The organism is Tunturibacter psychrotolerans (assembly GCF_040359615.1).
In the GTDB taxonomy this organism is placed as follows: Bacteria; Acidobacteriota; Terriglobia; order Terriglobales; family Acidobacteriaceae; genus Edaphobacter; species Edaphobacter psychrotolerans.
On record NZ_CP132942.1, the window covers coordinates 2,113,667 to 2,137,784 of the forward strand.

21 protein-coding genes and 1 tRNA gene are annotated in these 24,118 nt (G+C 58.5%); 8 read left to right on the forward strand and 14 right to left on the reverse strand.

What is annotated here, in order from left to right:
- Nucleotides 1-74 precede the first annotated feature (74 nt).
- The 8 genes from RBB77_RS08750 to dinB all read right to left on the reverse strand — a co-directional run bounded on the left by RBB77_RS08750 (nucleotide 75) and on the right by dinB (nucleotide 8,583).
- Nucleotides 75-1,571, reverse strand: a complete 1,497-nt coding sequence (locus RBB77_RS08750; RefSeq protein ID WP_353066530.1) for a cytochrome b N-terminal domain-containing protein — start codon at nucleotides 1,569-1,571, stop codon at nucleotides 75-77.
- Nucleotides 1,559-2,245 (reverse strand): ubiquinol-cytochrome c reductase iron-sulfur subunit, encoded by a 687-nt coding sequence (locus RBB77_RS08755; protein ID WP_353066532.1) that lies wholly within the window; start codon nucleotides 2,243-2,245, stop codon nucleotides 1,559-1,561. The genes RBB77_RS08750 and RBB77_RS08755 overlap by 13 nt, the downstream gene beginning before the upstream one ends.
- Before the next feature lie 40 nt (nucleotides 2,246-2,285).
- Nucleotides 2,286-3,041, reverse strand: coding sequence for a c-type cytochrome (locus RBB77_RS08760; RefSeq protein WP_353066534.1), 756 nt, complete (start codon nucleotides 3,039-3,041; stop codon nucleotides 2,286-2,288).
- 10 nt (nucleotides 3,042-3,051) lie between these two features.
- The gene (locus RBB77_RS08765; protein WP_353066536.1) at nucleotides 3,052-3,912 is read right to left on the reverse strand and encodes a cytochrome c oxidase subunit 4; all 861 of its coding nucleotides are present in this window, start codon (nucleotides 3,910-3,912) and stop codon (nucleotides 3,052-3,054) included.
- Nucleotides 3,913-3,933: 21 nt separating this feature from the next.
- The gene (locus RBB77_RS08770; protein WP_353066538.1) at nucleotides 3,934-4,545 is read right to left on the reverse strand and encodes a cytochrome c oxidase subunit 3; all 612 of its coding nucleotides are present in this window, start codon (nucleotides 4,543-4,545) and stop codon (nucleotides 3,934-3,936) included.
- A complete protein-coding gene (ctaD, locus tag RBB77_RS08775) occupies nucleotides 4,546-6,228 on the reverse strand; it encodes a cytochrome c oxidase subunit I (RefSeq protein WP_353066540.1) in 1,683 nt (560 codons plus the stop codon).
- 24 nt (nucleotides 6,229-6,252) lie between these two features.
- Nucleotides 6,253-7,245, reverse strand: a complete 993-nt coding sequence (coxB, locus tag RBB77_RS08780) for a cytochrome c oxidase subunit II (protein WP_353066542.1) — start codon at nucleotides 7,243-7,245, stop codon at nucleotides 6,253-6,255.
- Between the two features lie 270 nt (nucleotides 7,246-7,515).
- A complete protein-coding gene (gene dinB, locus RBB77_RS08785; RefSeq protein ID WP_353066544.1) occupies nucleotides 7,516-8,583 on the reverse strand; it encodes a DNA polymerase IV in 1,068 nt (355 codons plus the stop codon).
- 100 nt (nucleotides 8,584-8,683) lie between these two features.
- Between dinB and RBB77_RS08790 the strand changes: the two genes are divergently transcribed.
- Nucleotides 8,684-8,758, forward strand: a tRNA-Gly gene (locus tag RBB77_RS08790).
- 71 nt (nucleotides 8,759-8,829) lie between these two features.
- Here the strand turns inward: RBB77_RS08790 and RBB77_RS08795 are convergent.
- Entirely contained in the window at nucleotides 8,830-10,443 is a 1,614-nt protein-coding gene (locus tag RBB77_RS08795; protein WP_353066546.1) for a S41 family peptidase, read from the reverse strand.
- Nucleotides 10,444-10,720: 277 nt separating this feature from the next.
- Here RBB77_RS08795 and RBB77_RS08800 point away from each other — a divergent pair, with 277 nt between their 5' ends.
- On the forward strand, nucleotides 10,721-12,661 hold the full coding sequence (locus RBB77_RS08800; protein ID WP_353066548.1) for a peptidylprolyl isomerase: 1,941 nt from the start codon (nucleotides 10,721-10,723) through the stop codon (nucleotides 12,659-12,661).
- A gap of 5 nt (nucleotides 12,662-12,666) precedes the next feature.
- On the forward strand, nucleotides 12,667-13,728 hold the full coding sequence (locus RBB77_RS08805; protein WP_353066549.1) for a 3'-5' exoribonuclease YhaM family protein: 1,062 nt from the start codon (nucleotides 12,667-12,669) through the stop codon (nucleotides 13,726-13,728).
- Nucleotides 13,729-14,009: 281 nt separating this feature from the next.
- Here RBB77_RS08805 and RBB77_RS08810 read toward each other — a convergent pair whose 3' ends face one another.
- The 3 genes from RBB77_RS08810 to RBB77_RS08820 form a co-directional block, all read right to left on the reverse strand.
- A complete protein-coding gene (locus tag RBB77_RS08810; protein WP_353066551.1) occupies nucleotides 14,010-14,414 on the reverse strand; it encodes a DUF1398 family protein in 405 nt (134 codons plus the stop codon).
- Nucleotides 14,415-14,434: 20 nt separating this feature from the next.
- A complete protein-coding gene (locus RBB77_RS08815; RefSeq protein ID WP_353066553.1) occupies nucleotides 14,435-14,908 on the reverse strand; it encodes a MarR family winged helix-turn-helix transcriptional regulator in 474 nt (157 codons plus the stop codon).
- Nucleotides 14,909-15,271: 363 nt separating this feature from the next.
- Nucleotides 15,272-16,612, reverse strand: a complete 1,341-nt coding sequence (locus RBB77_RS08820; RefSeq protein WP_353066554.1) for an amidohydrolase family protein — start codon at nucleotides 16,610-16,612, stop codon at nucleotides 15,272-15,274.
- Nucleotides 16,613-16,727: 115 nt separating this feature from the next.
- Here RBB77_RS08820 and RBB77_RS08825 point away from each other — a divergent pair, with 115 nt between their 5' ends.
- Nucleotides 16,728-17,792 (forward strand): hypothetical protein, encoded by a 1,065-nt coding sequence (locus tag RBB77_RS08825; protein WP_353066556.1) that lies wholly within the window; start codon nucleotides 16,728-16,730, stop codon nucleotides 17,790-17,792.
- 73 nt (nucleotides 17,793-17,865) lie between these two features.
- Here RBB77_RS08825 and RBB77_RS08830 read toward each other — a convergent pair whose 3' ends face one another.
- Both RBB77_RS08830 and RBB77_RS08835 read right to left on the reverse strand, forming a co-directional pair.
- Complete coding sequence (locus RBB77_RS08830; protein ID WP_353066558.1) at nucleotides 17,866-18,339, reverse strand: hypothetical protein; 474 nt, start codon at nucleotides 18,337-18,339, stop codon at nucleotides 17,866-17,868.
- An 83-nt stretch (nucleotides 18,340-18,422) separates the two neighbouring features.
- The gene (locus tag RBB77_RS08835; protein WP_353066560.1) at nucleotides 18,423-19,553 is read right to left on the reverse strand and encodes an alkene reductase; all 1,131 of its coding nucleotides are present in this window, start codon (nucleotides 19,551-19,553) and stop codon (nucleotides 18,423-18,425) included.
- Between the two features lie 244 nt (nucleotides 19,554-19,797).
- Between RBB77_RS08835 and aroC the strand changes: the two genes are divergently transcribed.
- From aroC to RBB77_RS08855, 4 genes are all read left to right on the forward strand, one after another.
- Nucleotides 19,798-20,973, forward strand: a complete 1,176-nt coding sequence (gene aroC, locus RBB77_RS08840; RefSeq protein WP_353066562.1) for a chorismate synthase — start codon at nucleotides 19,798-19,800, stop codon at nucleotides 20,971-20,973.
- Complete coding sequence (gene def, locus RBB77_RS08845; RefSeq protein ID WP_353066563.1) at nucleotides 20,974-21,513, forward strand: peptide deformylase; 540 nt, start codon at nucleotides 20,974-20,976, stop codon at nucleotides 21,511-21,513.
- Nucleotides 21,514-21,809: 296 nt separating this feature from the next.
- Nucleotides 21,810-22,742, forward strand: coding sequence for a methionyl-tRNA formyltransferase (fmt, locus tag RBB77_RS08850; RefSeq protein WP_353066565.1), 933 nt, complete (start codon nucleotides 21,810-21,812; stop codon nucleotides 22,740-22,742).
- Nucleotides 22,739-24,112 carry a transcription antitermination factor NusB gene (locus RBB77_RS08855; RefSeq protein WP_353066567.1) on the forward strand — a complete coding sequence of 458 codons (1,374 nt, stop codon included), beginning with the start codon at nucleotides 22,739-22,741 and terminating at the stop codon, nucleotides 24,110-24,112. Before fmt ends, RBB77_RS08855 begins: the two co-directional genes overlap by 4 nt.
- Nucleotides 24,113-24,118: the final 6 nt, after the last annotated feature.

Consider the following 24,118-nt stretch of genomic DNA (forward strand, 5'->3'; position numbering starts at 1 on the left):
CCTGCGAGTGGGCGATTCACGATGAGACTGTGAATCGCTTCGCTCGGGACGACGGTTTTTGTTTGTGGCTGAGATTATTGGTTATTCGTTGGAGGCGTGGCTGTAGCGGCTGAGACGACGCGGCGGGAGGCATCGACGGCGGGTTGGAGATCGTGGCCGTGCAGGGTAGTGAGGAACTTGACGAGCGCGGTGGTTTCGGAGGGGCTGAGGGCGTTGCCGTAAGCGGGCATGTTGCCGTCGCCTTGCAGGACCTGACGGATGATCTGGTCTTCGGTCATGTGGGCGGCGACGGCGTCGAGTGCGGGACCGCGGAGGCCGCCTTCACCACCGATGGAGTGGCAGTTGCGACACTGTTTGTACTGCAGGACGATTGCGCCTTCGCGTTCGAGCGGGGTGCGGTTGTGGAGGTAGGACACAGGGGTAGGATCGCTGGTCCAGGCGTTCATGATGGGACTCCACGGCGTGTAGGTGCCGAGGTGAGTGAAGACGCCGAGCGAGACCGCGATGACGCTGACTATGAGGACTGCGGCAGGACGGCGGGAGACGTGCTTTTCGCCTTCTCCCGAGAGAAGTGGGAGCAAGATGAGAGCTGCGATGCCGATAACCGGCATGATGAAGAGGACTGGGGTTTCGAGGGCAGGTGGGAGATAGGCGAGAACGGCGTAGAGCCAGAGGAAGAAGTAGTCAGGCTTGGGGGCTGTCTCGATGATGGTGGGGTCGGGCTGGCCGGATGGGCCGAAGGGACCGAACCAGAGAGCGCAGGCAATGACGGCGCACATGATGGCTGCGGCGAAGATGGCGTCTTTCCAGGCGGCGTCGGGGACGAAGGGGATGCCGGTTTTCTTTTCGAGCTCGTGGTAGTCGTTGAGGTAGGTTTTTTTGCTGACGAGTCGGCCGGGCATGGGATAGTCGTTGATGCCGAGACGCAGGACCATCCAGACGTGCATGCCGACCATGGCGATCAGGATGCCGGGGATAACGAAGACGTGGAGGGCGAAGAATCGTGAGAGCGTGGTGCCGGCGATGATGGGGCCGCCGAGCATAAGGCCTACGAGAGGGCCGCCGATGAGCGGGACGCGGCTGAGGATTGATGCGCCGATCCCGAGGCCCCAGTAGGCGTCCTGATCGAAGCGCAGAACCTGGCCGGTGAAGGCCATGCCGAGGGTGAGGAGAAGGAGAAAGACGCCGATGATCCAGGTGAGTTCGCGGGGGAATTTATAGGCGCCGAAGAGGAAGACCTGCACCATGTGGATGAGGACGATCGCGACCATGAAGTCCGAGCCCCAGCCGTGCATTGCACGGAGGAACCAGCCGAGGTGGACGTTGTGGTCGAGGAACTGGAGGCTGTTCCAAGCGTTGCTGGCGGTCGGGGCGTAGACGAGCGCGAGAAGAACGCCGGTCATGACCTGGAGGACGAAGACGACGGTTGCGGCGCTGCCAAAGACATACCACCAACTGGCGGTGTTGTTGGGGACCTCGTGTTCGGCGACTTCGATGAGGGGCGTGCCGAGTCCGAGGCGGGCTTCGAACCAGTTGTAGAGATCGATGCCGCGTTGCTTTAAGTCTGGCATGAGCTGCACCTCGGCTGGGGTTGATCGATCGCGGAGAGTTTGGCTGCGGAACTGCCTTTGATCTTTGTTTCGATCTGGGTAAGAGGATTGACGTTCTTTGCTTCGTTGGCAAGGGTTGGCATTCTGCCGGCGCTGATCATGAGGGTGCCGTTCGAGACCTTGTGCTGGTACTCGAAGAGGCCGCGTTCGGGTGGACCGGAGGCGCGGGAGCCGTCGGCGTAATAGGCGCCGCCGTGGCAGGGGCAGAGGAAGAGTTTGGACTGGGCGAACCAGCGGACGGGGCAGCCGAGGTGAGCGCAGTTGATGGCGAAGACCTGGAAGGTGTCGCCAGAGACGCGACGGACCCAGGCAGGGATGTCGCCGGTTTGGCCGTCCCAGTCGGTGGTGATGGGGTTGCGATAGCTGACGAGGCGAGTCTCGCCTTCGGGGAAATCTGAGAGAGGGCCGAGGTTGATCCAGGAGTTGTCGGTTGAAGTTTTCTTCAACGCGGGGCCGAGGAGGTAGCCGACGATTGGAATGGCAAGGACGACGCCGACTGCCCCATTGACCACTAGAGCGAGCTTGAAGAGGAAGGCGCGACGCGAGTGGCCTGCGGCAATGCTCGGGTCTTTCACTGGTTCTGTAGGCTCGGTCATGGCGTGATCGGTTTGTGGGAGCTGTTCACTGGGTATCATGGCTTCCTGCTCCTGCGGTGCACTTCATTCTCTCTGTCTTTCATGGTTGGTATGAGTGATACGGCTGGCCTGGTTCGGCGATTCGTTTGGAGGCTAACCATGCGACGATGTCGGTGATCTGCTGGTCGGTGAGGGGCTGCGTGGCGACTGAGCGCCAGTCTGGCATGCCCTCGTCGGGACGGCCGGCGATGGTGATGCTGCGAAGATCCTGATTGCTGATGAGAGCGAGATAGGACGGGTTGACGATGGAGCCGAGTTTGCCGGCGCCGGTTTTGGGATCGCCTGAGGTGCCTTCTCCGTCTGCTCCGTGGCAACGTGCGCAGGCTGCTGTGTAGGCTTGCTGACCGTGGTCGGCGATGGGGGATAACGTGGCTGCGTAGGGCGGAGGATTTGCTCCCGCGAGAACGTCTGGTGTGCCCCATTGTCGGAGGAGGCCCTGGGCGATGACGGAGACCTGGCGATCGGTCAGTGAGCCACCGGAGCTTTTGGCGAAGGCAGGCATTAGGCCGCCTGCGACGCCTTTGGCGACGGTCTGTTGGATGGTGGGCTCTCCGGCAACGGCGAGGTAGACGGGGTTAGCGAGAGAGATGGCTGCACCGTTTTTGCCGTTGGCTCCGTGGCAGGCCGCGCAGTTGTTTTTGTAGAGCGTTGCGAAGTCGAGAACTTCGTCGGGACGAATGACTTCGGGGCCTGGTCCGGGGCGACCGGGGATGCGGCTGCAGCCGGTGGTGGCGATACAGGCAGCCGATAGCATGAGGGTGCCGAACACTGCGAGTCTGTGAGGGGCTGATCTCATTTGTTTTTGCTCATAGTTCGTCGTCTTTCGTGAGAGGTTGATCGCTGTGAATACCCGCGCGAACGGCGAATGGGAGAGCTCGGAACTGTGGAGTGCGCACCTTGACCTGCAGGTTGACGATGAAGCCGCAGACGAGACCGAAGGCGATCTGTGAGATGACAAACCACAGCCAGTTGATGCGTTCGTTGAGGACGGGGCTGATGATTCCGAGGGCCGAGTAGAGGATGCCGGTCCAGAGTAGGGGGGCGACGAAGCCGGCGGTCAGGATCGGCTTTCTGGGGAACATCGGCAGCATGGCTCCGTAGAGAAGACCGATGAGAACCGAGGTGAAGGCGTGAATGCCGGTGGCCGCGAGAAGCCCTTCGAGGTGAAACTGGCAGAGGAAGGCGGTGGTCTCAGAGGCCCAGCTAACGAAGCCACCTGCCGCCAGGAGATTTACTGCGTACCAGATGCTGTGATATTTGAGGAGACCGAAGAGGGCTGCGGGAACGATCATTGCAAGGCCTCCGACGATGCCACCCTTGATGCCGGAGACAACGCTGAAAGTTTCGACCGGTAACATCTGGCGATGACTCGCACTGACGGGAAGCTGTTCGCGGGTGGTGCGGGTGCTCGAGATCTTCATGACGCCGGTTTGAACGGGGACGGCGACGTGAAGCTCGTGCGGAAAGATGTCGAAGAACCATCCGACAATGGCTCGCAGTGTAAGGATCAGTCCCAGGAGGCTGATGACCCAATGTGTGACCATGCCGGTGATCATCAGGGCGACGCCTAGTGCGAGCACCATGGGCCAGGGTGTCGGCGCCGGGAGGATGACGGTGTCGGATCGGTGCTCGTGTTCGTGGCCCTGCGTGGACTGTGCTTCCTGCATCGTGCTCCTCCTTTGCTGTAGTTATCTGCCTAAAACGTAGACGACGAGAAATACGACGATCCAGACAGCGTCGACAAAGTGCCAGTAGAGGGAGAGAACTTCGAGTTTTTCCGAATGCTCCTCCTTGACGCGACCTGCGAGAGATAACACGAGAGTGAGAGAGAGCATGATAAGACCGACTACTACGTGGGTCGCGTGTAGACCGACCAGAGAGTAGTAGGTGGTGCCGAAGAGGTTGGTCTTAATGGTGAGGCCTTCGTCGTGAATGAGGTGATACCACTCTTTTGCCGTAGTGGCCAGAAAGATGGTTCCCAACAGGACGGTGATTCCGAGATGGAGTGTGGTGCCGCGATAGTTCTCTTTACGCAGAGAGCTGACGGCAAGGTGAACGAAGATGCTGCTCGAGAGCAGACAGATGGTGCCGAGAATGGGAAGCTCGAGTACCTGCGCGGGGGTTGGGCCGCTGAGGCTCTTGCCGATGTAGTAGATATAGGCGACGACAAAGATGATGAAGATCGCGGATTCGGCGATGATGAGGCATGCCATACCGACGTTGCCGCGGTAAGGCAACTTCCATGGGGTTTCGATTGGGCCATCGATTGGGATTCTGCTTGCTGTTGTGATGGTCGTCATTTATTCGTAGTCCGTGTCTGGATCTTCAGGGTGCTTCAGATCCCATAGTGGCCGGCGGCTGTTGACGGTTGGCTCGATGGCGAAGTTGTAGGACGGTGGCGGAGAAGGTACGGACCATTCCAGGGTCCAGGCGTCCCAGGGATCGTGGCCTGCTTCTTTGCCTTTGTAATAGGAACGGATCATGTTGTAGACCAAAATCAGGGTGCCTACAGCCTGAAAGATTGCTCCGATGCCGACGATGAAGTTCAAGGTGTTCCAGCCGCGGCCATCTTCGTAGGTGTAGATACGCCGAGGCATGCCGAGGATTCCCGGGATGTGCATGAAGTCGAAGGTGAGATGAAAGCCGATGAGGAAGAGCCAGAAGTGCCACTTGCCGAGCGTTTCGTCCATCATCTTGCCGGTGACCTTGGGGTACCAGTAGTAGAAGGCGCCAAAGAGAGAGAAGACGATCGCCCCGACCAGAACGTAGTGGAAGTGTGCGACGACGAAGTAGGAGGCGCTGAGCTGCCAGTTGAATGGGGCTGCTGCGAGCATGATGCCGGTAAGACCAGCAATCAGGAATTGGAAGAGAAAGCCGACCATGAACATCATGGGGACGGCGAAGATAATCTTCCCCCCCCATATAGTCGCAAGCCAATTGAAGATCTTGATCCCAGTTGGCACCGAGATGACCATGGTGGCGAAGACGAAGAAGGTGTTGCCGGCTGGGCCGAGGCCCGCGGTGAACATATGGTGCGCCCACACGCTGAGGCTGATGAAGCCGATCGCGACGGATGCCGCAACCATGGCGGGATATCCGAACATGGCTTTGCGGGAGAAGACGGGGATGATCTCGTTGGCGAAGGCGAAGGCTGGAAGGACGAGTACGTAAACCTCAGGATGACCGAAGATCCAGAAGAAGTGCATCCATAGGATGGCGGAGCCGCCAGCCTGGGTGTCGAAGAAATGTGCGCCGAGGTAGCGATCGAAGGTGAGCATGATCTGCGCGGCAGTGAGTGGGCTGACGGCGACGAAGACGAGGCCGGACATGACAAGGTAGAGCCAGGGCAGCAGAGGCATGCGGCTCATCTTCATGCCCTTGCAGCGCATGCAGAGGATGGTGGTGACGATGTTGAGAGCGGTGCCGATGCTTCCTATGCCGCTGAGAAAGACAGCCAGGGTCCAGTAGTCGGTACTGTGGCCGGGTGAGAAGACCTTTGAGGTGAGAGGTGCGTAGGCGAACCAGCCGACATCGGGCGCAGAGCCTGCAGCGTAGAGTCCGCTACCGCCGATATAGCTGAAGTAAAGAAGGAAGCCAGCGAAGGCGGAGACCCAGAAGCTGAAGGCGTTCAGCCGTGGGAAGGCCATGTCGCGAGCGCCGATCATGAGGGGGACGAGATAATTTCCCATGCCGAAGAGGATCGGCATTCCCATGAAGAAGACCATGGTGGTGCCGTGCATCGTGAAGAGCTGGTTGAAGACCTGCGGCGATACAAAGTGATTGTTGGGAATGGCGAGCTGAATCCGCATCAGGACCGCTTCGAAGCCACCGATGACGAGAAATAGGAGCGCGTAGCAGATGTACATCAGCCCGATTTTTTTGTGATCGACGGTCGTCAGCCACTCGTAGATGACATTGAGGGGTGGCTTACCCTGAGTCTCCAGTGTCTCGTCGACTGCTTCCAATACAGGAGTTGTGGTCATGCTTCGCTTCTTTCCGGTAATTGGTTAGTGAAGCTGAGTGAGATAAGCGGTGATGACGTCGAGATCGTGATCGTTCAAATGCATCGCCGGCATCAACGAGCCGGGTTTCAGGGTGTTTGGGTCGTTGACCCACTTTCTGAGATTTTCAGGTGTGTTCGGGACCGGTCCGGAGGCGATGGTGTCGCGGCTGGCGAGGTGGGTCAGGTCAGGCCCAAAGCGGCCGGTGGCGACGGTTCCTTTGATGGCGTGGCAGTTGATGCACGCGTTCTTCATAAAGACGGTCTGACCCTCTGCTGCAGCGGCGTTTCCAGGGAAGTCCTGCACCGCGGGTTTCTTCTGCTGCTCTATCCACGCAGCGAAGTCCTGTGGGGTTTGCGCGTAGACACGAAGAAGCATCTTTGCGTGCTGGGTTCCGCAATACTGCGCGCATTGGCCGAGGTAGAGGCCCGTTGCCTGCGGGTCGATCCACATGGTGTTGACGCGATTTGGAATCAGGTCCATCTTGCCTGCGAGACGAGGTACCCAGAAGCTATGGGAGACGTCGGCTGAGGACATCGTCAAATAAGTTGGCGTTGGCGATGATGGATCGCTAATGGGAACGTGCAGCTCGTTGGCTGTAACGACGCCGAGTTTGGGGTAGTTATATTCCCACCAGAATTGATGGCCGATGACGGTTACGTCCATCGCGCTTGGAGGCTTCGGAATTGCCTCGGTGACAAGGATGACGCGCGTGGTGGTGAGAAAGAGCGTGACTACGATCAGAATCGGTATGACTGTCCAGGAGAGCTCGATCTGATTGCTGCCGTAGATCTGGGCGGGTTCGCGATCGGAGTCAGTCGGCCGATGCCGGAAGCGGATGATGGCATAGAGCAATAGGCCGGCGACGATGAGAAAGATGACCAGGGTGACTGAAAGGACCAATATCGAAAGGCCCATGGCGGTACGCGCGGGAGTGCCGGCGGGATCGAAGATGTTCGTGGGAGATTGCGCGGAGGCCGTGCCCGCAATCAAAGACATGACCGCACCGCACCATATGCGTGCAGGCCTTGAGTTGGTTCTGCTGATGTCTGCGGGCGAACGTCTGGTGAAAAGAGACACGGCAGTAGGACCTCTATACGCAACAGGTTGAAGGAACATAACTAGAGCCAAGGGTCTGAAATGATATTAAACCAATCGAGTCGATATTGATCAACTCGGCGAACATTTTGTTTTGTTTGTTACCTTTCAACGCGTTAGATGGGGATGATATCGAAATGGCGGCAGCTTTCATAAAAGAAATTTTGGAGGTCATTCGCTGTCCTCGAACAGGGGCGGTTGGAGGCTTTCCGCATCTCGAAAATTGCTGAGGCCCACCCCAACCAAACGAAAGCGCTGGGCGGGTTCGAGGGTAATGCGCTCTCTCAGGAGGAGAGCAATCGCAGTGAGTTCTTCGCATGAACCCGGAGGGATCGAGGGGGTATGGCTGCGCGTGAGAATATTGAAGCCGCTCGTCTTCAGCTTCAGGACCACGGTGCGTGCCACGCGGGTATCTTTGCGGGAGGCCGTCCACACCTTTTCAGCGAGGCGGCGGATCAACGTCTCGGTCTCTGAGAGCGGGATATCGCGTTCAAAGGTGTCTTCGGCGGAGATGGATTTGGTGGGCCTGTCAGGAACTACCTTGTTGTGATCGATACCGCGAGCGAGTTCGTAGAGACGCATTCCGTAACGGCCAAACCGTGCTTCAAGGTGCGTTAGCTCGAGGGCCTGCAGATCAGCGATTGTTTGAACGCCGATCTGTTTCAGCCGGGTTTCGGTGACCTTTCCTACGCCGGGAATGCGTGCGACAGGGAGTGGGGGAAGGAAGGTTTGGACGTCATCGGGCTGAATGACGAAGAGGCCGTTCGGTTTGCGCCAGTCGGAGGCGATCTTGGCGAGGAATTTGTTTTGCGCTACGCCTGCGGACGCGGTCAGGTTCAGCTCGTCGCGAATCTGCTGGCGGATGGTGATGGCGACTCGCGTAGCCGTGGGCAGGCCGGTTTTGTTTTCGGTGACGTCCAGATAGGCTTCGTCGAGCGAGAGCGGCTCAATCAGATCGGTGTGTCGCTGGAAGATCTCTCGGACTGCTCGGGAGACGGCGCGGTAGCGGGTGAAGTCCGGAGGCACGAAGATCGCTTCGGGACACAGCCGCTCGGCGCGGGTGGCGGGCATCGCCGAGTGCACACCGAAGCTTCGCGCCTCATAGGAGGCAGCACAGACCACGGAGCGATTGCCGCGCCATGCGACAACCACCGGACGTCCGCGCAGCCCCGGATCATCCCGCTGCTCTACCGAGGCATAGAACGCGTCCATATCTACGTGAACTATTTTGCGAACCATGATCCAGCTCCATGATAGGCCTCGGAGTCGATCTCAAAGAGTGCGGACCGCGGACGACCGAAAGTCTGGCTGAAATTTTTTGCGTATAATGAGACTCGATGCGGGAGTAGTTCAGTGGCAGAACGTCAGCTTCCCAAGCTGAATGTCGCCGGTTCGATCCCGGTCTCCCGCTCCAGAATTTTGAGGCATAGAAAAAGGCGCTCAAGCTGATGCTTGAGCGCCTTTTTATTGTCGATGAGTTGAAGTTTAGCGGCTGGCGGTGTTCTTTTGCGCCAGCTTGGAGTGATCTTCTAGGGTTTGGGCTTCGGGCAGGAAGGTGACAGCTTTGGCAATCTGGGGATCCCATTCGGCGCGAACCTTGAGGCCTTCCAGTTGTCCGAACTGTGAGGTGAAAAGTTCGCTCTTGATGCTCTGCTTGATCCAGTCGCTGACACCGGCGATGTCCGAGTCGGTGTAATCGATCTGGTTGTCCTTCAGGAACGCCTTGAACTGCTGCATGACCGCATCGTCAACCTGGAAGTCCTTGGTGACGGTGTGGCTAGCGAGGTAGTGCTTGCTGAAGTTGAAGAACGCGTATTTGATGAGGAGACTGTCCTGAAAGTGATTGGATTTGAGGTTGTCGATCTTCTCGTCGGGAGTGATTCCGCCACCGCCGTAGACGGTGCGACCGGAGTCTGTGAGTTTGACCTCGAGATTGCTCTTGTCCTTGGCCTTGGCGGAGTCATCGCGCACGTAGTAGTAGTCGTAGAGCGAGACGTGGTCGTAGTTGCGCTGGATGAGGCGGCCTGAGGGCGTGTAGTAGTGGTAGGTAGTGAGGGCGAGGCCGGTGTTTTCGGTGATCTGAAAGACGGTCTGGACGAGGCCTTTGCCGAAGGTGGTTTCGCCGACGATCAGAGCACGGTCGTGATCTTGCAGGGCACCGGAGACGATCTCGGCGGCTGAGGCGGTGTTGCGGTTAACCAGAACGACAATGGGGAACTTGGGTCCCTCTTCGCCGCGGGTTGCGCGATAGACCTGGTCGGGGAATGCACGTCCGCGTTGAGAGACTACGATCTGACCCTTTTGCAGAAATTTGTCGGACATATTGACGGCTTCGTTCAGCAGGCCGCCGGGGTTGCCGCGAAGGTCGAGGACGAGACCGTGAATGTCGCCGAACTTGTCGAGCGCTTCGCCGACTTCGTGGCTGGTTGTCTCGATGAAGCTGGAGACGTGGATGTAGCCGACGCCGGGGCTAAGCAGGAAGGCGAGGTCGACCGAGGGGCGAGGGATTTCGTCGCGAACGAGATCGAAGACCAGGGGACGGGCAGCGCCTTCGCGAACCATTGTGACCGAGACGTGGGTGCCGCGTGCGCCTTTGAGGAGCGTGGCGACTGCTGCGGAGTCCATGCCTTCAGTCGATTTGCCGTCGACGGTAAGAATCTCGTCGCCAGGACGAATGCCGGCTTTGTAGGAGGGTGTTCCTTCGAAGGGATAGAGGACGACGATCTTGGTCTTGCCGTTGGCCGTAGGCTGGGGCTGGATGGTCATGCCGACGCCGTAGTATTTGCCGTGCTGGTCCTCGCGCATCTGAGCGAAGGCTTTGGGGTCGTAAAAGTTCGAGTGGGGATCGAGGACGTGGAGCATGCCCGGGATGGCGCCGTCGTAGATGGCCTTGTCGGTCTTATCGGTATTGAGGGGCTCGGCGTAGTTTTGTTCGACGAGAGAGTAGACGTTGGTGAAGGAATGGAGCGAGTCGCGCAAAGTGGACTCATCGCTGGCTGACTGGGCGGCGACCTTCTGGTTGATGAAGGAGCCGATGACGGCACAGGTGGCGAGAAAAACGGTAGCGGAGAAGAGTGCGCGGCGAGTACGGGGAGCCATGGGCTTGGGTTACCTCAAAAGGTGGAGACGGCGCTGAAAGATGCGCTGGGACAGACGTCCTATCTTGGACGGAGTATAGCATCCTGGGGTGAGCCTGGGCTGCGCCCGAAAGAGGGATTCGCTTGTTCCGGGCATGGCAGTTAGAATTGGGTACGGATACCGTCCAAACCTGAATTGAGTCTAAAAAGTCAGGGCGAACGTGTTGGACGAACTGGGTTCTGACCCGGGATGTGGCTGGGATTTTGATGTTGGGACGTTGATAAAGATACGAGTGACGATGACCTTGAGAATTTCGCAGTTTGCGGTGGTGTTCGGGCTAGGTTTGCTGACACTGCCGGGAGTGGTGCAAGCACAAGCGCCGCGGTACCAGAGCCCGTTGAGCGTACCAAACGCGCCGCAACCCGTGTATACGTTGCCCGTTACCCAGCCGATTACGCCGAATGGAACCGTGGTGGAGGATGTGGTCGTGCATGTGAACGACCAGATCATCAGCCGGAGCGATGTGGAGCGGGCGGAACAACAGCTTGCGGAAGAGGGTCGGCAGACGGGCGCGAGTGCTGCTGATGTGGCCGACAGACAAAAGAATCTGCTGCGCGACATGATTGATAAGCAGCTGCTGTTGTCGCGAGGTAAAGAGCTTGGGATCAACGCAGACGCCGATGTGATTCGCCGTTTGGACGAGATTCGCAAGCAGAACCACATGGATACGTTGGAGGATTTGGAGAAGGCTGCACGGCAGCAGGGCGTCTCCTTCGAGGACTTCAAGGCGGGTATCCGCGATAACGTGATTACTCAGCAAGTGGTGCGGGACGAGGTGGGTCGCCATCTGCAGATCACGCAGGGGCAGGAACAGGCTTTTTACGACGCGCACAAGCAGGAGTTCGCGCAGCCGGAGCAGATCAAGCTGAGCGAGATTTTGATTCCTACGCCGGCTGATGCAGACGATGCCGCGGTTGCCCAGGCCAAGGCCAAGGCGGAAGGTGTTGAAGAGAAGCTGAAGGCGGGAGGAAACTTCGAGGATCTGGCCAAGGCCAATTCGGGCGGACCGACTGCGGACAAGGGTGGGGACCTCGGACTTTATAAGCGGGGGGCCCTGGCGAAGGTGCTGGAGGACCAGACGTTTGGCCTGAAGGCTGGAGAGTGGACGGCACCGATTCGCACGCGACAGGGATTTGTGATTTTGAAGGTAACCGACCACACTGCTCCGGGTGTGGCGCCGTTGAAGGATGTCGAGCCGCAGATTCAGGAGGCGATGTATTCGGAACAGATACAGCCTGCGCTGCGGGCGTACCTGACGAAGCTGCGAGAAGAGGCTTATATCGATATCCGCGCCGGGTATGTGGACTCCGGTGCGAGCGCGAAGCAGACCAAACCGGTGTTTACGGCTTACGCTCCGCCGGTTGCGAAGAAGAAGACGGTTCAGCAGAAGAAGAGATTTGATCGGGGTACCAAGTACTCTACGGTTGCTAAGACAACCGCAGCTCCCGTGGCAACTCCGGCTGCGATTGTATCTACGAAGAACGGGAAGCCTGTCAAGCCAAAGAAGGTGAAGAAAGAGAAGGTCCGATTTGGGCAGGCCCCGCGGAACTCATTGCCCGCCGGACCGGAGGAGACGGCTTCGGGTAGCGATGTGGGTTCCGGGGCGGCATCGGCTTCGTCTGCCCCAGCGCAGGCTGCCCCGGGAACGGCGATTGCACCTTTAGAGGCTAGCGCCCAGGAGTCGAGTTCCGATGTTGGACCGAACCCCCTGGCGGGCGCGGCGGCGCCTGTGGTTGGTAAGACTCGCTACAGCGATCGTGCGAAGACCGATGCCAAGAAAAAGGCGACGAAGGCGAAGAAGGTGAAGGAGAAGGCCGCTGCTGCTCCCGCACCCGCTACGGCAGAAGAGAAGGCGACCCAGCAGACTCAAGCTGCACCGCTGGGGCTGAACGGCGATACGGCCAAGAAGAAGAAAAAGAAGAAGGCGAAGGGTGCGCCGAAGGAGCGGCTGCAGGATAAGACTCCTGTTCCGAAGGCACCGTTGGAGGAGACGCCGTCCAAGGCTCCTGATCGCGGAACCCCGATGGAGGGAGTTCATGGAACGGGCACAGCTGCTCCGAAGGCCAGCGATACGACGACGCTGCCTCCGGCGACCGCGCCTCCGGCCAGTAACCCTCCAGGTGCGGGACAGCCCCCGGCCACGCCTGGATCGCCAACTCCGACGCCGCCTCCGCAGTAGGTGGAATGGTGTTCACAACGCGAGGGCTTCGGCTCTCGCGTTTCTGTCTGGGTGGGTTGCTCGATATGCGCGGTATCCTGGTTGGGATGAAAGATTTTTTTGTTGAAGATGCGGCGCGGTTCGATAACGCGACAGTGACGACTTACTTTGTTCTGACGTCGATGCAGGTGAGAGATAAGAAGCAGGGTGGGCAGTTCCTTGCGCTGACAGTGAGCGACAAGACTGGATCGCTCGAGGCCCGCATGTGGGACGATGTGACCGAAGCGATTGCGACCTGTGACGAGGGTTGTTATGTGAAGGTGCAGGGGGATATCTCCAAATATCAGGGGAAGTTTCAGATCACATTGAAGAAGCTGCGGCTGGCGGCGGAGTCGGAGGTCGATCCGAAGGATTTTCAGCCTTCGACGAAGTTTGATGTTGAGGAGATGTGGGGTGAGTTGCGTGGGTATGTCTCTGCATTTAAGAATGCGGAGCTGCGGCGGTTGGTGTTTGCGTTTCTCGATGATGAGCAGATAGGACCTGCGTTCAAGACAGCTCCTGCGGCAAAGAGGTTGCATCATGCTTGGCTTGGAGGGTTGCTGGAGCATGTGTTGACTCTGGTGCGGGTGTGTGCGGCTACTGCTCCGTTTTATCCGGAGGTGGATACGGATCTGCTGGTTACGGGCGCGATTTTGCATGATATCGGCAAGATTCGTGAGTTGGAGTGGAGGTCCAGCTTCAGCTATACGCTGGAGGGGCAGATGATTGGGCATATCAGCATTGCGCAGGGGATGCTGCGAGAGAAGGTGCAGCAGTTGGCGCCGTTTCCGGAGAAGCTGCGGGTGTTGGTGGAGCATATGATACTTAGCCATCATGGGAAGTATGAGTTTGGATCGCCGAAGCTGCCTATGACGCCGGAGGCCCTTCTTTTGAGTGCTTTGGATGATCTTGAGGCGAAGATGCAGGCGATGCGGAATGAGTTTGCGGCGGCGGTGGCTAGCGGGAAGAGCAGCGGCGAGGTGACCGATTGGGTGAGGAGTATGGATCGGCCGCTGCTTAATACGCAGGGGTATCTTAAGGACGAGTAGGCTGGTTTCGTTTTTGAGTTGGTCTTTTTTTGTTTCCTCTGAAGAAAAAAATTCTTGTGTGGTGGAGTGGCGTTTTTGCTGAGGGTTTTGCTGATTTTTGGTGTTTTGTGGGTGGTAAATCGTGGCGTAGTTGTGGTGGATTGATGGTGGGATGTGGTGTTTAAGCAGTCAGTTTTTCGGCGTCGAAAAATGTGACATGTTTTTGAAGTTTATTTTTTGCAGAGTGAGCCTTGCTGGTGAGAGGCGGCGGAAAGTTCAGGGGTGCGGGTGCTGCGTGAGAGTTATTTCTCCGCGGACGCTGGGCGCGGGAACTCCTCGGTGTGCGATTCTCCTTTGCGCCCGAAGTAGATAACTTTCTTGCCTGAGAGGAAGGCCCAGTAGGCGATGACGCCTGCGGCTGCGGAGCGCTTCATGAACTCCGGGTAACGGATCGTGTCGGTCTGGGCTCCGCGAATTGCCGCGACGACCTGGGACGATGAGAAATCTGTCGCGATGGGAGCGAGGGGAAGTGTCATCTGTTCTGAATGGGTGCTGCCGTCGGCCATGTAGAAGGTCTCTGATCCGGTAGCGAGGTCGCAGAGATAGGATTCGACGCCGACCTCCGAGAGTCTGCGGACAACTTCGGGAAAGATGAGTTTGCCTGCCTGGGATTCTGCGAGGACTTCGTGGATTACAGAAGTGTTCATTGTCTCTCCTTTTTGTTTTTTCATTCGGTTGGGAGCTTGTGCAGGTTGTGCACGTGCACCAGCTTCTTGAGGGTTGTGACTAGAGATTCCTGCTCTTTGGCTGTGAGCGGTTTGAAGAACTCGTGGTCGTTTCTGTCGGCGATGGCGGCGAGTGTTGGGACGAGTCTTCGGCCGGCGGGTGTGAGAGCTATGCGTTGGTAGCGGCGGTCTTCGCTTCCTTCTTTTCGGGAGACGAGTTTTTTTAGAACTAGCCGTTCGATCAATTTGGAGATGGCGCCGCGGGTGAGGCCGGTTTGTTCGGCAAGTGCGCTGGGGGGCATCTCGTCTGTGTCGAAGATCTCGCGGAGAACGACCCATTCGGCCACGGTGACACCGCTATTGAGGAGCTTCCGGGAGAAGGCGTGAGAGACGTGATTGGAGACGAAACGCAGCCAGAATCCAGTGTGGCTTTTTAGCTCGCTTACAGATGGTTTTGCTGGCTGTTCTCTGTTCATAGAGAGAAGGTATATTGAATTAGTTTCCTAGTAAACTAATTTTAACGGAAGGCAATTACAGATCTCTGCGGGATGACAACAGAAAGACGAGGGCAATAGCAACAGCAACAGCGAAATACAGGGATCCTTCGACTGCGTTGCTCACAAAGTGTGTGAGCAACTTCGCTCGGGATGACGATTGTTTTAGCGGTGCGAGAGAATGGCAGACACAACAGCAGATCCCTTTCGGGGATGACAACAAGAAAGGCAGAGGCAATTACAACGGCAATTGCACAGCAGCAGATCCCCTTAGGGGGAGCAACAAAAGGACAAGCACAAACGGATAAGCAAACGGTAATTGCGGATTCGGCGATAAGCGAGTGTTTAGAAGTTGTAGAGGGATTCGGCGTTTTTGTGGAGGACCATGTTGGCTAGTTCGGTGGCGCGGGTTGGGGTGATTTCGTTGTCGTGAAGCATGCCGGTTAGGGCCATGCCGAGAGAGTCGCGGATGTTTCGGTTGGCGATGTAGGCGGCCTCCTCCCAGCCCATCGAGGGGGAATAAGGGTAGGCGTCGGTGGCGTAGAGGATTTTTTCTGGATAGAGTTCTAACCACTCGCGGAGCCAGGCGGACATGGTGCGGGGGCTGATCATGAGGGATTGCTGGGAGATGTCGAGGTAGACGTTTGGCTTTTGGAGCAGAGCGCCGATCTCGTGGACGAAGGGCCAGCCTCCGTGGAGGAGAACGAAGTTGGTTTTGCGGAGGCGGGGATCGTTGAAGAGAGGTTCGAGCAGGAGGGGGTTGTCGCCTGCGATGGAGAAGTAGCCTCCGCCGCCTGAGGTGGTGTGGAGGTGAACGGGCATGCCGAGACGACCGCACTCGGCGGTGATGTAGCGGAAGAGGAAGTCCTGCAGGCGCTTGTATTGGGCTTCGTTTGGGTGCGGGGTGTGGAGAAGAGTCGCGTAGAGGTGTGCGGCTTCTGCTTGCGGGACGTCATCGAAGCCGAAAGAACGCAGGTAGGCGATCTCGAATTTTTCGGCTACGGCTCCGTTGGCTTTTTGTTGTTCGAGGATGGGTGTGACTAGTTGTTTGAGGTAGGCGTCGAGTGTGGGTGGGATGGCTTTGAGGCCTGCTTGCTGGAGATATTGGGCGCGGAGTTTGTCTTCCAAGGGGAAGAACTGTTTGCGGTCCGGGGTGGCGGCGGCGAGGGCTGAGTTGTCGAGCGGGAAGAGAAGTGCGTCGACGTAGGGAACCCAGCGAAAGCGCGGTGGTTGGACGCCGGTGCCCATGGCTACGCGGTTGGCGAGCATGGTGGAGATGTTGGCTTTGTCGAGGATATAGGTGGAGTAGTTGGTGGCTTGTTGCTGGCGGATTTTTTCTCGTGCGGCTTCTAGTTGCGCGAGGCCTGCGGCGTCGAGTGGCGGTTGGCCGTTGAAGTTGAAGATGGCCTGCCATGCGTCGTGAAGCGCGGGGAGGTTGGGACGCATTCCGGCGGGGTCGGTATAGGGTTCCATCGTGTCGACGGGGAGTGCGTCGAAGTTGCGGTCGGTGGCGTAGGCGGGAGGTGAGAGCATGGGGTGCGCGTGGTTGTCGATGGCGGGGATTGCCGCGATCTGCGCAGCGATGGTCGGGTCGATCGAGGGATTGGTGGACTGCGCGTGGGAGTAGCTGGGAACGGCTGCGAAGAGGGCCAGTGCTGCGAGGAGAGTTCTGCGGGTCGAGCTCATAGAGTTGAGTTCGATTCTACGGGTGCGCCGAAACTATGGATTCCGCTCCGCATTCTTCGAGCTTTGCCGACAGGGGAAAGCCAAATTCCTTTCCTAGGAGGGTGTATAAAGCGGCATGCTTACGGGTTCAAGAGGATGGAAGTTATGCAAGAGGGTGTTGACCGGCCTGCTGGTCCTGTATCTCGTCCTGCTTGCGGCTGTACAGATCGGCCAGCGGATTACGCGGAGACGGGCTGAGCATTTGCTATCAGACGTCCGAGGGTTGCAGCTGGAAAAGAGCTCCTGGAACGATGCACAAGTGTTGATGCAGCGTTGGGGTAGGTGGGGCCACTACAGAGGCACCTGCGACGCGGCTCACTGCGATTATTTTATTTACTTCGACTCGGCGGGAATGACGACCTGGCCAGCGGTAACGTCGGAGCGATTGTCTGACCTCTTGTATCGATTTGTTGAGATAACAACCAAAGTGCAATACGCTCACGTGTCCTTTGTCCAAGGAGAGTTCGACGTTCAGAAAAATTTGGTCGTCGGAACTTCGTTTTCGCTCTTATCGAATTTACCTGGCGGAGGCGAAATAGATAGCCGTGTGACAGGTACACGCGACCTTGAGAAGTACGACCTGTGGCCTGAGAGAGAGCCGCACCCGGAGTACCGCACAATCTTACGGGGAGGAACGAATAGCTACTTCTTCACGGAATTCACCGCGGCAACGAAGCCGGAAGATGTGGCATGGCTCACTGCTTTCAACTTTTCGTGCATAACACGTTGGGCTCCATGTAGAGAGATGGGTGATTTGCTGCCATACGCCTGGGCAAAATACATCGCAGAGACGAAGCAGCTTCGCGTTACCAGGGAACGAATCGCTGAGTGCGCGTACTCGCTTCAAGAATTGGTAAGAGCTTCGGAGAGTGTCGCTGTTGTGAAGGTTGAGAAACCTAATGCCGAAACACGTCAATGGTCCCCGAGCCCTGGGCGGTTAGTCGAAGTCCTGAAGGGATCGGGCTCGTGGCACACTGGCGACGTCCGTAAGATATGGTCGGGGTTGGACCCAGTCGCACCGACGGAGATATTGCTTTTCAAAGAGGACTCAGACCCGGTTTACCCGCATGAATGCGGCGTTATTCCTGCGACCCCTGAAAATCTGCGGACTGTCAAAGCAGCTGTTCAAGGCGATAATTAGTTTTCTCTGCAACGCTAGAAGGCGCCCCCGCTTTTGTAGATCGGGGCGCCTTCTTCCTTCGTTGCATCAGTTTCTAGTGGTGGCCGCCGCCGCTGTGTTCGCCGCCACCGCTGTGTTCGCCGCCACCGCCATGACCGCCGCCTGAATATCCGGCGGCGTGTTCATTTGTCGCTTCGTGACCTGCGTTGCCGACGTGGCCATTTCCATCGCGGGCTTCGTTGCCGTGGAAGTGGTTGAAGGCCTCCTCATTGTGCTCGGGCATCGGTCCTGCGTAGCCGTGGCGAGGATCATAGCGATTGTCGACGTGGCCGTACCATCCTGCATGGCCGTGGTACCAGGGGCCGGCACCGATGAAGACGCCTCCGGTGAACCAATCGGGCCCGTAGTAACCGTAAGGAGCGCAGGGGTAGGGAGCATAGTCGAAGTAGCCGTATGGGCATACCGGCGCGACTCCAATGTTCACTGAGATTTGGGCAGGTGCTACAGAGACACTGCTCACGAGAGCGACTGTGAGGGCGGACAGGGCCAAGGACTTCGTTATGGACATAATATCTCCCGGATCAATAACTTAGATTCCGGGAGGGAGTGGCTGGTTGTGTTTGAGGCGCGATTCTACGTGGTTGAGGAAGATTACGCGGTGACGAGTTGCTCGAAGACGGGGTAGTCGGTGTAGCCGAGGGCGTCGAAGGTGTAAAAGGTGTCGCGGTTGTAGGGTGTGAGCGGGAGATCCTGCTCGATGCGTTTTGGCAGGTCGGGATTGGAGACGAAGTGACGTCCGAAGGCTACGAGGTCGGCGTGTCCTGCGGCTACGACGTCTTCGGCGGTGTCGGGCTCGAAGCCTCCTGCGGCGATGATTTTGTTCTTGAAGATCTTTCGCAGTTGCATGGCGGCGGTGGGTTGTTGACCTTCTTCGAGGACGATGTTGCCTTTGACGCGTGGCTCGATGATGTTGATGTAGGCGAGGTCGAAGCGGTTGAGCTGATCGACGAGGTAGCCGTAGAGCGCTTCAGGGTTGCTGTCGTGCATGCCGTTCCAGGTGCCGCCGGGTGCGATGCGGGCGGCGGTGCGGTTGCCTCCCCAGACGGAAGTGACGGCTTCGAGGGCTTCGAGGAAGAAGCGGGAGCGGTTTTCGATGGAGCCGCCGTAGGCGTCGGTGCGTTTGTTGCTGCCGTCTTCGAGAAATTGAGCGAGGAGGTAGCCGTTTCCGCCGTGAAGTTCGACGCCGTCGAAGCCTGCGTCTTTGGCGCGCTGGGCGGCTTTGCGATAGTCCTCGATGATGCCGGGGATTTCGTTGATATCGAGAGCGCGGTGGGGTGAGGGTTTGACCCAGCCGCTGGGTGCGGAGACGACGTGGGATTCGTCGTCCCAGTACGAGGGATCGACCGAGGGGGCGACGGGAATGGTTCCGCTGGTTTCGATGTTGGAGGAGCGGCCGGTGTGCCAGAGCTGCGCGAAGATGTGGCCGCCTTTGGCGCGGACGGCGGCGATGACTTTTTTCCAGGCTTCGACCTGCTCGTCGGAGTAGAGGCCGGGCGCTCCGAACCAGCCGCGTGCGGTGGGGGAGATGGTGGTGGCTTCGGTGATGATGAGGCCGCCGTCGGAGGCGCGCTGGCCGTAGTATTCGGCCATGAGCGCGTTGGGAATGTCGCCGGGCTGGGTGGCGCGGGAGCGCGTGAGAGGGGCCATGACAACGCGATGTTTGAGCGAGAGCGGGCCGAGTTGGACGGGAGTGAAGAGAGCTTTGTGGGTCTGACTTGCCATGACGATCTCCTGTGAAGTGGGTTGCGCGGCGGTTGCGTAGACTTCAGTGGGGAGTTACTGACTATGGGCGTTATGGCTTAGAGGAAGTTAGATGGCTATCGGATTCATCGAGAGGCGGAATTTTATGGAGTTCTAAAAAACAGGTTCGGAGATTCGCGAAGGCCGTTCGTGGAATCGCAGGCGAGGGTGGATGGGTTGTTACAATTTAAGTTTGCCGCGCGGTATATGAGGGGATAGATACGGGATGTTGCGATTTTCGACAGCGGGAGAGAGCCACGGGGAGAGCCTGGTGGCGATGGTGAGTGGGCTGCCCGCGGGGGTGGTCGTCGAGCAGGAATTTATTGATCGGGAGATGTGGCGGCGGCAGAAGGGATATGGCCGCGGTGGGCGGATGCGGATCGAGCGGGACTCGGCGCATATTTTGAGCGGCGTGAGGCATGGCAAGACGATCGGGTCGCCGATTGCAATGGTGATTGCGAATAACGACTGGAAGAACTGGACGGAGATTCTGCCGGTGGAGGCGGGAGATGCGACGAAGCATAAAGCTGTCGCTTCGCCGCGGCCTGGGCATGCGGATCTGGCGGGGAGTTTGAAGTACGACTTTCCGGATGCGCGGTATGTGCTGGAGCGGGCGAGTGCGAGGGAGAGTGCGGCGCGGGTGGCGGCGGGTGCGGTGGCGAAGATGTTGCTGCGGGCCGTGGGTGTTGAGGTTGCTAGCCATGTGATTCGCGTGGGGAAGGCGGAGCTCGGAAGGGCGGCGACGTGGGAGGAGATTGCGGCGCTGCAGTTGAAGGATGAGGTTTTGTTGAACTGCGTGGATGCGGAGGCCGAGGCTGCGATGAAGGCTGAGGTCGATGCGGTGCTGCGGACGGGCGATACCGTGGGCGGGGTGTTTGAGGTGGTGGTGCATGGTCTGCCTCCGGGTGTGGGGACGCATGCGAATTGGGATGAGCGTTTGGATGGGTTGTTGGCGCAGGCGGTGATGAGTCTGCAGGCGGTGAAGGCGGTGGAGCTGGGGCGTGGGGTGACGGCGGCGGAGTCGGTGGGGTCGGCGGTGCATGATGCGATTGGGTATGAGGGTGCTGATCAGGCGTTTACGAAGTTTTCGCGGGAGCAGAATAATGCCGGTGGAGTTGAGGGTGGGATTTCGAATGGCGAGGATGTTGTGGTGCGGGGGTATTTGAAGCCGATTTCTACGTTAAGACGGCCGCTGGGTTCGGTGAGTTTTGAGACGCGTGAGCCGGTGAAGGCTGCGTATGAGCGGAGCGATGTTTGTGTGGTTCCGGCGGCTGGTGTTGCGGCGGAGGCGATGGTTGCGCTGACGGTGGCGCGGCTGGTGGTGGAGAAGTTTGGCGGTGACTCGCTGCGTGAGATGCAGCGAAATTTCAATGGCTATTGTGAGCAGATTCGAGCGTATTGAGTGACGACTAAGGCGACTGAGAAGAAGACGAAGATTCATGAAGTGGTTAAGTGGCCGGATCCGGTGCTGGCGAAGCGCGGGGAGACGGTGACGGTGTTTGACGCGAAGCTGAAGAAGCTGACCGACGAGATGTTCGAGTCGATGTATGAGGCGCAGGGGATTGGGCTGGCGGCGCCGCAGATTGCGATCTCGCAACGGATTACGGTTATCGATGTGAGCTTTAAGAAGAATCCGGAGGAGAAGATTGTGCTGATCAATCCGGAGATTATTGAGCGTGAAGGCAAGCAGGTGGAGGAGGAGGGGTGCCTGAGTCTGCCGGAGATTCGGGAGAAGGTTTCGCGGGCGGAGTGGGTGAAGGTGAAGGCGCAGGATGTGACGGGGGAGTGGTTCGAGATTGAAGGGACGGAGTTGCTGGCGCGGGCGATGCAGCATGAGATCGATCATCTTGATGGGGTGCTGTTTATTGATCGGTTGAGCCGGTTGAAGCGGGATTTGGTGATTCGGAAGATCAAGAAATTGATTAAGAATGGTGAGTGGTGAAGCACTGCTCCATGACGTAGCATTGCTCGAATGAGTGGAACTGTGAAGTTCGCGCTTCTTTGCGGCCTGGGCGGTGTAGCGGTACCCGTAGGCATAATGGCCTCCAATTCTCAAATCTCGACAAATGTGCTTCTCGCATTGTGGCCGACATCCATATTTGGGATTGGTTTCAACGGGCCGACGTTCTCGCCTCTGGGGATCATTATCGGGGCGATCGAATTAGGTGGAAATTTCCTTATTTACGCCTCGGCAGGTCTTTTGATTGCCGTAACAAGTCGGCGAATCTGGGGGAAGAAATGAGACTAGTTTTTTGTGGGACGCCGGAGTTCGCAGTACCAACGCTTGAAGCGGTGATTGCGGCGGGGCATGAGGTTGCGCTGGTGGTGACACAGCCGGATCGCGCAGCGGGACGCGGGCTGGAGGTGAATGTGCCTCCGGTGAAAGAGGCAGCGCTGAAGCACGGCCTGCCGGTAGTGCAGCCTGAGAAGATCAAGAACAACGTTGAATTCAGAGAGCGTCTGGAGAAGATCGCGCCGGATGCGATTCTTGTGGTGGCGTATGGGCGGATTATTCCGCAGTGGATGCTGGAGCTGCCGCGATTTGGGAATATCAATCTCCATGGATCGCTGCTGCCTAAGTATCGTGGGGCTGCGCCGATCCAGTGGGCTGTGGCTTGCGGCGAAGTGGTGACGGGCGTGACGACGATGCGGCTCGATGCGGGGCTTGATACAGGCGATATGCTGCTGGCGCAGGTGTGTCCGATTGGGCAGGAGGAGACGGCAGAGGATGTGTATGGGTGTCTTGCTCCGTTGGGTGCGGAGTTGATGGTAGAGACGCTGAAGAGGCTGGAGGCGGGAAAGATTTGCCCTGAGGTGCAGGATCATTCGCTGGCTACGCTGGCTCCGATTTTGAAGCGGGAGGATGGGCTGATCGATTTCTCGCGGACGGCGCAGCAGATCTATGACAGGTGGCGCGGGTTTCAGCCATGGCCGGGGGCGCATACGACGTTGCGCGGGAAGAAATTGATTGTGGGGAAGATGAAGATTGGTGGAGAGCGCTCGGTTGCTCAAGGGGAGTTGCTGGTGGAGGGAGAGGCGATGCTTCTTGGGTGCGCGGACAAGAGGGCGGTGGAGCTGCTTGAGGTGCAGATGGAAGGGAAGAAGAAGATGAGCGCGGCTGAGTTTTTGCATGGGTATCAGGTGAAGAGCGGCGAACGGTTGGGACTATGAAGGACGAGTCGAAGGTGGGAGTGGGAAAGCCGAAGCATTTGAAGCCTGGTGGTGCGAAGGCAGTTGCGGGTGAGACGGGGGTGGTGCGGAAGAGGCCTGTGTCTGCGGGGCCTACGGCTTCGGTGGAAGCGGCGGTAGCGAAGATTACGCCTGCGCGGCTGGCTGCTTTTGAGATTTTGAAGTTGGTGGGAGAGAACAAGGGGCACAGCGATGAGTTGTTGCACTCGGCGCGGGTGGATGGGTTGTCGCCGGAGGATCGGAACCTGACGACTGCGCTGGTGATGGGGGTACTGCGTTGGCAGATTGCGCTGGATGCTCGGGTGCGCGGGTTGTTGCAGCGGCCGGAGCAGCGGCTGGCGGAGCCGGTGTCGATTGCATTGAGGATGGGGGCGTTTCAATTGCTGCACTTGGAGAGGATTCCGGCGCATGCGGCTTTAAGTGAGAGTGTGGAGTTGTGTCGGGCGGCAGGGGAGCCACATGCGACGGGGATGGTGAATGCGGTGCTGCGGAAGTTGGCGGCGGCGCAGAGGCCGGGTGTACGGATCCATGAGTCGGTGGCGGCGTTTGCTGAGAGGCTGGGGCATCCGCGATGGATGGTGGAACGGTGGGTGGCGGCGTATGGGCGTGAGGCGGCGCTGAAGATATGTGAGGCGGATCAGCAGGAGCCGGTGGAGGGTGCGATGTTCGCCGAACGGGGAGGGGATTGGCCGGTGATGGATGATGGGTCGCGTTTGGTGGCTGAGATTGCTGCGGCGGCGATGCCGGGGGCGAAGCGGGTTTGGGATGGCTGCGCTGCTCCTGGGGGGAAGACTTTGATTTTGGCGAAACGGTTGGGTGGGGCGGAGATTGTGGCGAGTGATGTGAGTGCGAAACGACTGGCGCAGACGGAGGCCAGGCTGCGGCGATATGCGTATGCGGAACGCGTTGGGTTTGCGGTTGCCGATGCGGCACAGGCTAAGGGTGTTGTGGGAGAGTTTGATTTAATTTTGTGCGATGTGCCTTGCTCGGGGACTGGGACGATGGCGGGGAATCCGGAGATTCGGCATCGGTTGAAGGTGGAGGAGTTTGTGCGGCAGGCGGAGAGGCAGAGGGCGATTTTGAAGGGGGCTTTGAAGCGGTTGGGGCCGGGTGGGCAGTTGGTTTATTCGACTTGCTCGCTGGAGGCTGAGGAGTGTGAGGGGGTGGTGGATGCGGTTGTCGGTGAGGGTGTGGCGGTGCGGGTGCCGGTGGATGGGGTGATGGCGGAGCTTGCTGAACGTGGAGTGTTGGGTGCGGAGATGGGGTCGGCGGTGAGGGATGGGGCGCTTAGGACACTGCCTGGGGTGCATGGGGGCGATGGTTTTTATGCGGTGATTCTGGAGCGGGCGTAGAGGCGA